General features: G+C 72.2%; 7 protein-coding genes and 1 pseudogene. 4 read left to right on the top strand and 4 right to left on the bottom strand.

Annotated features, from left to right (window positions below; translation table 11 throughout):
- Window positions 1–422, top strand: a 422-nt coding sequence (locus DKL51_RS12420) for a class I SAM-dependent methyltransferase (protein WP_148097777.1), incomplete at its 5' end; no start/stop codon positions are given.
- A gap of 9 nt (window positions 423–431) precedes the next feature.
- Here the strand turns inward: DKL51_RS12420 and DKL51_RS12415 are convergent.
- Window positions 432–1,088 carry a class I SAM-dependent methyltransferase gene (locus DKL51_RS12415; protein WP_109946497.1) on the bottom strand — a complete coding sequence of 219 codons (657 nt, stop codon included), beginning with the start codon at window positions 1,086–1,088 and terminating at the stop codon, window positions 432–434.
- 203 nt (window positions 1,089–1,291) lie between these two features.
- Between DKL51_RS12415 and DKL51_RS12410 the strand changes: the two genes are divergently transcribed.
- Complete coding sequence (locus tag DKL51_RS12410) at window positions 1,292–3,349, top strand: DNA gyrase/topoisomerase IV subunit B (protein WP_109946492.1); 2,058 nt, start codon at window positions 1,292–1,294, stop codon at window positions 3,347–3,349.
- Between the two features lie 32 nt (window positions 3,350–3,381).
- Window positions 3,382–5,871, top strand: a complete 2,490-nt coding sequence (locus DKL51_RS12405; protein ID WP_109946493.1) for a DNA gyrase/topoisomerase IV subunit A — start codon at window positions 3,382–3,384, stop codon at window positions 5,869–5,871.
- Between the two features lie 155 nt (window positions 5,872–6,026).
- On the opposite strand, the gene DKL51_RS12400 is transcribed toward DKL51_RS12405, so the two are convergent.
- The 3 genes and pseudogenes from DKL51_RS12400 to DKL51_RS12390 all read right to left on the bottom strand — a co-directional run.
- Window positions 6,027–7,370 carry a uracil-xanthine permease family protein gene (locus tag DKL51_RS12400; protein ID WP_109946494.1) on the bottom strand — a complete coding sequence of 448 codons (1,344 nt, stop codon included), beginning with the start codon at window positions 7,368–7,370 and terminating at the stop codon, window positions 6,027–6,029.
- Between the two features lie 95 nt (window positions 7,371–7,465).
- Window positions 7,466–8,104, bottom strand: a complete 639-nt coding sequence (locus DKL51_RS12395; RefSeq protein WP_109946495.1) for an alpha-ketoglutarate-dependent dioxygenase AlkB — start codon at window positions 8,102–8,104, stop codon at window positions 7,466–7,468.
- A 10-nt stretch (window positions 8,105–8,114) separates the two neighbouring features.
- A pseudogene (locus DKL51_RS12390) lies at window positions 8,115–8,677 on the bottom strand (polysaccharide pyruvyl transferase family protein); the annotation flags it as partial.
- A gap of 196 nt (window positions 8,678–8,873) precedes the next feature.
- Here DKL51_RS12390 and DKL51_RS12385 point away from each other — a divergent pair.
- The coding region (locus DKL51_RS12385) for an acyltransferase family protein (RefSeq protein WP_148097776.1) at window positions 8,874–10,193 on the top strand (1,320 nt) is incomplete at its 3' end.

Below are 10,193 nucleotides of genomic sequence, written 5' to 3'. Positions count from 1 at the left end.
TCACCACCGCGTCCGCGGCGGCGCAGGCCCCCGTGCCGGTCACCGTCGTCGCCGGGCTGGCCGAGGCGCTCCCGGTGGCCGACGGCGCCGCGGACGCGGTGGTGATGTCGCTGGTCCTGTGCTCCGTCCCGGACCAGGCGGTAGCCCTGCGCGAGGCGCGGCGGGTGCTGCGCCCCGGCGGGCAACTGCGCTTCTACGAGCACGTGGCGGCGCAGACCCCGGGCCTGCGCCGGGCCCAGCGGTGGGCCGACGCGACGCTCTGGCCGTTGGTCTGCGGCGGCTGCCACACCGGGCGGGACACCGTCGCCGCGATCGGCGGGGCCGGCTTCAGCGTCGTGGAGCTGGACCGGTTCCGCTTTCCGCCCACCCGGGTGCCGGTGCCGGCGTCCCCGCACGTGCTCGGCACGGCGGTCCGCAGTTAGGCCGACCGGTCACTCCGGTCGGCGGAACTCCGCCCGCCAGCGTCGTGCGCCCGCCGGGTCGACGATCTCCTCGATCCGGACGGGCACCAGCGGGCCGGCGGCGAACCCGTTCACCTCGGCCCGGGTCAGCGGCCAGGGCGGTCCCTCGACCTCCTCCTGCTCCGCCCGGCCCGCCGCGATCACCAGCAGCGTCCCGCCCGGTGCGACCAGCCGGCCGACGGCCGCGATCGCCCGGTCCCGCAGCTCGACCGGTAGCGCCTGGACGTTCATGCTCTCCAGTACCAGGTCGAACCGCCCAAGCCAGGCGGGCGGCGGGTCGAGCAGGTCCGCCGTCTCGTACCGGACGGGGGAGTCGGGGTGCCGTCCCCGCGCGGTCCGCACCGCCGTCGGGGAGATGTCGAAGGCGACGGTACGGAAGCCGAGCCGGGCCAGGTGCTCCGCGTCCCGGCCGAAGCCGCAGCCGATCACCACCGCGCTCCGGGCGGCACCGTTGACGCCGGAGCGCCCGCTCCACTCGGTGAGCAGGGAGTGAGGCAGGTCCCGGTCCCACGGGACGACCGCCTCGCCCCGTTCGGCCTCGGCGTAGAGCTGCTCGAACCAGCCGGTCGGGTCGCCGGCGGCGATCGACCGGGAAGACAACCGCCGGGTCGGATTGTTGTCGTCCACGAACACCCTCCTCGCCCGTCCACCCTCCCGCCGGGTCCTTCCGGTCGGCGGGTTCCGACGGCCGGCAGCGTAACGCGACCACGCCACGGGCCCGGGTGCCACGGCTCTGTCGGAGTGCCCGGCTAGGCTCGCTGCGGCGCGCCGCCCGTGGCGGTCGAGCCGGTGAGCGGCACCACACCGCCGAGACCTGGGAGTACGACCAGTTGACCGCACAGCCTGAGACCCTGTACGGGGCCGACGACCTGACGCACCTGGAGGGCCTGGACGCCGTCCGCAAGCGCCCCGGTATGTACATCGGCTCGACCGACAGCCGTGGCGTGGGTCACCTCGTCAACGAGATCCTCGACAACTCCACCGACGAGGGTGTCGGGGGTCACGCCACGAAGATCGAGGTGATCCTGCACGCCGACGGCTCGGTGCAGGTCGACGACGACGGTCGGGGCATTCCCACCGACGTGCACGGCAAGTCCGGCCTCTCCGGGGTCGAGCTGGTGCTCACCCGGCTGCACGCGGGCGGCAAGTTCGGCGGCTCCGGCTACAAGACCTCCGGCGGTCTGCACGGCGTGGGCGCGTCGGCGGTCAACGCGCTCTCCCGGCGGTTCGACGTCACGGTCCGGCGCGCCGGCAAGATCCACTCGATGTCGTTCCGGCACGGCGTACCGGGGATCTTCGACGGGCCCGGCCCCGACGCGCCCTTCACCCCCGGGCCCGGCCTGCAGATCGTCGGCGCGATGAAGCGCCGCCAGCCCACCGGCACCTCGATCCGGTGGTGGCACGACGCCCGCTACTTCGAGAACGGCGCGAGGCTGGACATTGAGGCGGTCCGGCTCAAGCTGCGCAACACCGCCTTCCTCGTCCCCGGCGTGGCCTACCTGCTGCGCGACGAGACCGGGGAGCAGCCCACCGAGGAGAGCTTCCACTTCCCGAACGGCCTCAACGACATGGTGGAGTTCCTCGCGCCGGCCGGCGACCGGCCGGTCTCCGGCACGCTGCTGGTCACCGGCGAGGGGACGTACCGGGAGAACGCCGCCGACGCCAACGGCGTCATGCAGTCCAACGTGCAGCGTCGGGCCGAGGTCGAGGTGGCGTTCCGCTGGGGCACCGGCTACGAGCGCACCGTGGAGTGCTTCACCAACACCATCCGCAACGCGCACGGCGGCACCCACCGCAAGGGCTTCGAGCGGGCCCTCGTGCGCACCCTGGCCGAGGCCGCCCGGAACACCCGCGGCCTGCTCAAGCCCAAGGAGGACGCGCCCGCCCTGGACGACGTCCTGGAGGGGATGACCGCCGTGGTGCACGTGCGGATCCCCGAGCCGCAGTTCACCTCGCAGACCAAGGACGAGCTCTCCACGGCCGGCATCACCAAGGTGATCCAGGGCCTGGTCGAGCAGCATCTGAAGAGCTGGCTGGAGGACCGTAAGACCAAGGCCGAGGCCCGTACGGTGCTGCAGAAGATCGTCGACGCGGCCCGGGTCCGGCTCACCCAGAAGCAGCAGAAGGACGCTGCCCGGCGCAAGACCGCGCTGGAGGGCGCGTCGATGCCGGCCAAGCTGGTCGACTGCCGCGCGACCGGGGTGGACCGCAGCGAGCTGTTCATCGTGGAGGGTGACAGCGCCCTCGGGACGAGCAGAATGGCCCGTTCATCGGAATATCAGGCCCTGTTGCCGATCCGCGGCAAGATCCTCAACGTGCAGAAGGCGAACCTCCAGCAGGTGCTGGACAATGCCGAGTGCGCGGCGATCGTGCAGGTGCTGGGCGCCGGCTCCGGGCGCACCTTCGACCTGTCGGCGATGCGGTACGGCCGAGTCCTGATCATGGCCGACGCGGACGTCGACGGCGCGCACATCCGAACCCTGCTGATCACGCTCTTCGCCCGCTACATGCGCCCGCTGATCGAGGCCGGCCGGCTCTTCGCCGCGATGCCGCCCCTGCACAAGATCACGACAAAGGGTCGCAACCCGCAGACCATCTACACCTACACGCAGGCCGAGATGGAGGCGACGGTCCGCAAGCTGGAGAAGGCCGGCAAGCAGATCGTCACCCCGATCCCGCGCTTCAAGGGTCTCGGTGAGATGGACGCCGACGAGCTCTGGGAGACCACCATGAACCCGGCCACCCGGGCGGTTCGCCGGATCACCCTCGACGACGTCGAGGCCGCCGAGGGGATCCTCGAACTGCTCATGGGGGAGAAGGTCGAACCTCGCCGCAACTGGCTGATCGACTCGGCGGACCGGGTCGACCGGGAAGCGATCGACGCATGAGCACCGGGTTCGTTCGAGGGGAAAGCTGAGTCATGGCACGCCGCAAGGAAGACCGCACCAGGGCGGACCTGTCCGCCTTCGACCAGGCCGGCGCGCGGGTCTTCGACAACCCGCTGGTCACCGAGGTCTCCGACTCCTACCTGGAGTACGCCTTCTCGGTCATCCACTCCCGGGCCCTGCCCGACGCCCGGGATGGCCTCAAGCCGGTGCACCGGCGCATCCTCTGGTCGATGTACGAGCAGGGCTACCGCCCCGACCGGGCGCACGTGAAGTCCGCGCGCGTGGTCGGCGACGTGATGGGCAAGTACCACCCGCACGGCGACACCGCCATCTACGACGCGATGGTCCGCCTCGCCCAGGACTTCTCGCTCAACGCGCCGCTCATCGACGGGCATGGAAATTTTGGAAGCCCAGACGATGGACCGGCAGCGGCGCGTTACACCGAGGCACGGATGTCCCGCGAGGCGATGCTGCTCGTCGGTGAGCTGGGCGAGGACACGGTCGACGTCGAGCCGAACTACGACGGCTCGCTGACCCAGCCGACCGTGCTGCCGGCCGCCTTCCCCAACCTGCTGGTCAACGGCGCGTCGGGGATCGCGGTCGGTATGGCGACCAACATGATCCCGCACAACCTGGGCGAGGTCGTCCAGGCCGCCCGCTGGCTGATCAACCACCCGGACGCCACGCTGGACAAGCTCATGGAGTTCGTCCCCGGTCCGGACCTGCCCACCGGCGGGCTGCTGCTCGGCCTGGACGAGGTGCGCCGGGCGTACGAGACCGGACGCGGCGTGGTGCGGATGCGCGCCCGGGTGGAGACCGGCCCGCTGGAGGGCAGCCGCGGCCGGCAGGCCATCACGGTCACCGAGTTGCCGTATGGCGTCGGCGCGGAGAAGGTCATCGCCGCGATCACCAACGAGGTCAACAAGACCAAGCGGCTCACCGGCATCGCCGACGTGAAGGACCTGACCGACCGGGAGAACGGCACCCGGCTGGTCATCGAGTGCAAGGTGGGCGTCAACCCGCAGGCACTGCTCGCCGACCTCTACCGGCTCACCCCGCTGGAGCAGTCCTTCGGCGTCAACAACCTGGTCCTGGTCGACGGGCAGCCGCAGACCCTCGGGCTGAAGGCGCTGCTGGAGGTCTTCCTCGCCCACCGGTACGAGGTGGTGACCCGGCGCAGCTCCTACCGCAAGCGCAAGCGCGAGGAGCGGCTGCACCTGGTCGACGGTCTGCTGATCGCCCTGCTCGACATCGACAAGGTGGTCAAGCTGATCCGGGCCAGCGAGGACGCGCAGGCCGCCAAGGACGGCCTGATGCAGAAGTTCAAGCTCTCCGAGATCCAGGCGACGTACATCCTGGACACGCCGCTGCGCCGGTTGACGAAGTACGACCGGCTGGAGCTGGAGGCCGAGCAGGAGAAGCTCCGCAAGGAGATCGCCGAGCTCGCCACCATCCTCGACGACGAGAAGGTGCTGCGGAAGCTGGTCTCCGACGAGCTGGCCGCCGTGGTGAAGCAGTTCGGCGCCCCGCGTCGGACCACGCTGGTGGACGGCGATCTCAAGGAGGTGCTCGCCGCCTCCGCGCCGGCCGGGCCGCTGGAGGTCGCCGACGACCCGTGCCAGGTGATCCTCTCCGCGACCGGGCTGGTCGCCCGGACCGCGGCCGAGTCGGAGGAGGCCGCCGAGGGGCGCCGGCGCAGCGGTCGGGTCAAGCACGACGCAGTACGCGCGGTCGTCCACTCCACCGCCCGGGGGCGGGTGCTCCTGGTCACCAGCGCCGGTCGGGCGTTCAAGATCGACGTACTGCCGCTGCCGGTGCTGCCCGAGCAGTCCGGCACGGTGTCGCTGCGCGGCGGCATGTCGGCCGCCGAGCTGGTGCCGCTGGAGCAGGGCGAGACGGTGGTCGGCCTGGCGCCGCTCGGCCCGTCCGCCGAGGGCTCGCCGGGGCTGGCGCTCGGCACCCGGCAGGGCGTAGTCAAGGTCTGCTCCCCGGAGTGGCCGGTCCGCTCGGACGAGTTCGAGGTGATCTCGCTGCGCGACGGGGACGAGGTGGTCGGGGCGACCTGGCTCACCGACGGCGCGGAGACGCTGGCCTTCGTCTCCTCGGAGGCGTCCCTGCTGCGCTTCGCCGCCTCCCTGGTCCGCCCGCAGGGCATCAAGGGCGGTGGGATGGCCGGTATCAACCTGCCGGCCGGTGCCCAGGTGGTCTTCTTCGGCGCGATCCGCACCGACGATCCGGGGCACGGCGAGCCGATGGTGGTCACCTCGACCGGCGCCACGGTGAAGGTGACGCCGTTCGCGGCGTACCCGGCGAAGGGGCGGGCCACCGGCGGGATGCGCGCCCAGCGGTTCCTCAAGGGCGAGACGGACGTGGTGGTCGCCTGGGTGGGATCCCGCCCGGTGGGCGCCACGGCCAACGGCGAGCCGGTGGAGTTGCCGGCCGCGGACCCGCGCCGCGACGGCTCCGGCTTCGCCGTCCTGCTCGGCCCCACGGTGATCGGCCACCTGGTCCAACGCGACTGATCCGGCCACGGAAAGGGCCCTGCGGCTGCCGCCGCAGGGCCCTTTCCGCACCCGCGCTCCTGTGTCAGCGTGCGTTGATCATGAAGCTGTTGCCCTCCGCCTCGACGTGTCGCGGCAATAACTTCATGATCAACGCAGCTGGCCGGGGAGGTCGGTCAGAGCTCGGGTTCGGGGCCGCGGCGCGACTCGGGGGTGGTGCCGCGGAGATGGGCGATGAGGCGCATGCCGTGGTAGATCACCAGGGCGGCGGCGGTGCCCAGGGCGATGCCGTTGAAGGAGAGGTCACCGGCGGTCAGCGTGTAGTTGGCCGCGCCGATGATCACCGCGACGGCGGCGGTCATCAGGTTGACCGGGTCGTGGAAGTCGACCCGGTTCTCGATCCAGATCCGCGCGCCCAGGATGGCGATCAGGCCGTAGAGCGCGGTGGTGGCGCCGCCGAGCACGCCGGCCGGCACGGTGAGGATCAGCGCGCCGAACTTGGGACTGAGCCCGAGCAGCACCGCCGCCACACCGGCCACCCAGTACGCCGCCGTGGAGTAGACCCGGGTCGCCGCCATCACGCCGATGTTCTCGGCGTACGTGGTGGTGCCGGAGCCGCCGCCGGCGCCGGCGAGCATGGTGGCGATGCCGTCGCCGAGGAACGCCCGGCCCATGTCCTTGTCCAGGTTGCGGCCGGTCATCGCGGCCACCGCCTTGACGTGCCCGGCGTTCTCCGCGATCAGCACGAGGATCACCGGGATCACCAGCACCACCGCCCGGAGGCTGAAGGCGGGGGCGTGGAAGTCCGGCAGCCCGACCCAGGCGGCCTCCTTCAGCCCGGTCACCGCCTTCGGGTCCAGCTTGCCGAGCACGGCGGCGAGCACCCAGCCCACCACCACGCCGAGCAGGATCGAGAGGCGGGCCAGGAAGCCCCGGAAGATCACCGTGGCGAGCAGGATCGCGACCAGGGTGACCACCGCGATCAGTGGCTGGGCCTTCACCCCGCCGTTTCCTCCGCCGTCCCAGGCGACCGGGGCGAGGTTGAGGCCGATCAGCGCGACGATCGCGCCGGTCACCACCGGCGGCATCAGCGCGTCGATCCACCGTGCCCCGGCCAGCTGCACCACCACGCCGACCACCGCCAGCGCCGCGCCGGCCACCAGGATGCCGCCGAGCGCCGGGCCGATGTCGCCGCCGGCCTTCGCGGCCAGCACCGGCGCGATGAAGGCGAACGACGAGCCGAGGTACGACGGCAGCCGGTTGCCGGTGATCACCAGGAAGAGCAGCGTGCCCAGCCCGGAGAAGAAGAGCGTGGTGGCCGGCGGGAAGCCGGTGATCAGCGGCACGGTGAAGGTGGCCCCGAACATGGCCACCACGTGCTGCACGCCGACGCCGACCGTACGCGGCCAAGAGAGGCGTTCGTCGGGGTGCACCACGTCCCCCGGGCGGATGGCCCGGCCGTCGCCGTGCACGCTCCAGGGGGACCAGCGGGAACGCGGTTCGGTGGGTGTCTGGGTCATGGGGCGCCCTTCGCGTCGTCCGGTGACGGGGGCGTGATCGACCCTGAGAGTTGTTTGTAGCACGACCTCGGCGCACGCCCGGGGGCGGCGCAGGATCAGGCGACGCCGGCGGGACGGAACTGGACGCTGACCCGGGGCCCGACCGCGCGGGCGGTCTTGGGGATGGCGTGCTCCCAGGTCCGCTGGCAGGAGCCGCCCATCACCACCAGGTCACCGTGACCGAGCGGAAAGCGCAGGCTGGTCCCGCCGCCGCCGCGGGGACGCAGCAGCAGCGGCCGGGGCGAGCCGAACGAGACGATGGCGACCAGGGTGTCGGTGTGCGCCGAGCGGCCCAGGGTGTCGCCGTGCCAGGCCACGCTGTCCCGCCCGGTGCGGTAGAGGCACATCCCGGCGGTGACGAACGGCTCGCCCAGCTCCGGCGCGTAGTGCCGGGTGAGCGACTCCCGCGCCTCGGTCAGCACCGGGTGGGGCAGCGGCCGGCCGGCGGCGTACCAGCAGAGCAGGCGGGGCACGTCGACCTCGGTGTCGTACATGGTGCGCCGCTCGGCCCGCCACGGGACCTCGCGGAGCAGGATGTCGAGCACCGGGTCGGAGCCGCGCACCCAGCCGGGCAGGTGGTCGACCCAGGCGCCCCGGCTCAGTTCGTGCCGGCGCAGTTGGCCGGCGAGCGGGCTGAGCGTGGTGCCCTGCTCGGCGAAATCCAGCATCGAGGGCTGGTAGGCGACGTCGGACACGCCGCCGATCCTACCCGCTGCTCGAACAGACGTACGAGGATCGGCGCCCCAGCATCCGGCGGACCGGGCCGCCGACGGCCTGCCGGACCCGCTCGCGCAGCTGCTGGGCCCGGTGCGCCTCGACCGTCTCGCGCAGCGTCCGGTTCTGGTCGCGCAGCCAGTCGATCCGGGCGAGCAGCTCCTCCGGCCCGGTGCCGGCGGCCGGTCGCACCGCCGGCGGGAAGGTGGTCTCGCGCACCCGCTGGTCGAAGCGGGCGGCGCTCTCCCCGTCGGCGAAGGAGTGGCCCAGGTCGTGTTTGGCGAGGAACGCGGTGATGGCCTCGAAGCGGGCCTTGTGCCCGTCGTTCAGCGCCGTGTAGTCGGCCTCCTCGTAGAGTCGGGCGGCGTCGACGTCCGCGGGGACGTCCCGCATCACCCGGTGCGGGATGCCGAAGTAGCGGGCCAGCTCGAGGGTGCGCGAGTCGTGCGCGAAGAGGTAACCGGGGGTGCCAGCAGCGCGGTGATAGTGCCGTGGATCCGGGTGCCGAAGGCGAAGTCGAATCCGGAGAGGTACTCGATCCAGGTCCACGGGTCAGGGGCCTCGCCCGTCGTCCCGCGTGCTGGTCGCCGCGCTCGCCCCGGGAGCGATCGGACATACCAACCGGTAAGGTGCCCGGCGGCGGCGTCGAACGGGCGCCGTGGTGGGCGACCGTGCCGAACCGTCCACCGACGACCCCGCCGAGGAGGAGACGCGCGTGCTGGTGACCCTGGTGACGGTCGGGTTCCCGGCATGACGAGCGCCCCGACCACCGGTACCGCCGCGACAGCCGCACCGGCGAGCCGGCTGCCGTCCCTGACCGGGCTGCGCTGGATCGCCGCGCTGCTGGTGTTCGGCTTCCACGTGGCCACCATGCGGGTCGTCGCCGAGCCGGACTACCAGGCGGTGGTGGGCGGGCTGTTCGCCCTCGGCCTCTCCGGCGTGGAGTTCTTCTTCATCCTCAGTGGATTCGTGCTGGTCTGGTCGTTCCGCGACGGTGAGCCGCGGCGTCGGTTCCTGCGCCGGCGGCTGGCCAAGATCTATCCCAACCACCTGCTGATGTGGGCGGTGGTGCTGCTCGTCGGGCTCTGGTTCGCCGACCCGGTGAACCTCGGAGCGGCGCTGGGCAACCTGTTCCTGCTCCAGGCCTGGAACCCCACCCCCGGCTACTTCTACAGCGTCAACACGGTGAGCTGGTCACTCTCCTGCGAGCTGTTCTTCTATCTCTGCCTGCCGTTCGCCCTGCCGGTGCTGCGTCGGCTCCGGCCCGCCGTGCTCTGGGCCGTGGTGGTCGCGGCGCCGCTGCTGATCCTGGCGCTCTGGCCGGGTCAGCGCCTGGTGCCGGAGGAGAACCGCTGGTGGTTCACCCAGGTCTTCCCGGTGGTCCGCTCGCTCGAGTTCTGGATGGGAGTGGCCGCGGCCGAGCTGATGCGCCGGGGGCGGTGGCGCGGCCCACGGCTGACCGCGGCCAGCGTGATCTTTGTGGGCACCTGGTTCGTGGCGGGACTGTGGATCCGGGCGGAGTTCTGGGCCGCTCTGCTGGCGGTGGCGTACCTGCTGGTCATCACGGCCGCCGCCGACGCCGACGTGCGCGGCCGGCGCACGCCGTGGCGGTCCCGCCCGATGGTCTGGCTCGGTGAGGTCTCGTTCGCCTTCTACCTGGTGCACGTCTTCGTGATGGCCACCGTGCTGCGGCTGACCGGCCATCACGGCGTCGGGCTGCCCGGCTGGTGGGGCCCGCTCGCCGTGCTCGGCTTCCTACTGGTGAACCTGCTGCTGGCCGCGGCCCTGCACCGGTACGTCGAGACGCCGATGATGCGCCGGCTGGGACCGCCCCGCCGGCCCCCGGCGCGTACCGCGTCGGTGCCGTCGCCACGTCCGGCGCCGTCCCAAGCCGCCGCCGAGCCCGCCGGGCGTGTCGTGACGGAACAAGGACCACAGTGGACGGAGCTGTTGAAACCCTTGCCCCGTCGGTGTCGTAGCGGCGGGGTGCCGCCCGCTCAAGCGCGGTCGCGCCGGCCGGCGTACTCGATCGGCCGGGCCTCCCCGGCGGGCCCGGCGGCGGCTTGGGAC

Source organism: Micromonospora globispora (genome assembly GCF_003857015.1).
Classification (GTDB): domain Bacteria; phylum Actinomycetota; class Actinomycetes; order Mycobacteriales; family Micromonosporaceae; genus Micromonospora; species Micromonospora globispora.
Note: the sequence above shows the minus strand (reverse complement) of the source record. Positions and strands in the feature narration are given on the sequence as shown.

Coding starts and splice junctions, on each gene's coding strand:
- DKL51_RS12405 (WP_109946493.1), top strand. CDS start 3,382: ATGGCACGCCGCAAGGAAGACCGCACCAGGGCGGACCTGTCCGCCTTC.
- DKL51_RS12400 (WP_109946494.1), bottom strand. CDS start 7,370: ATGACCCAGACACCCACCGAACCGCGTTCCCGCTGGTCCCCCTGGAGC.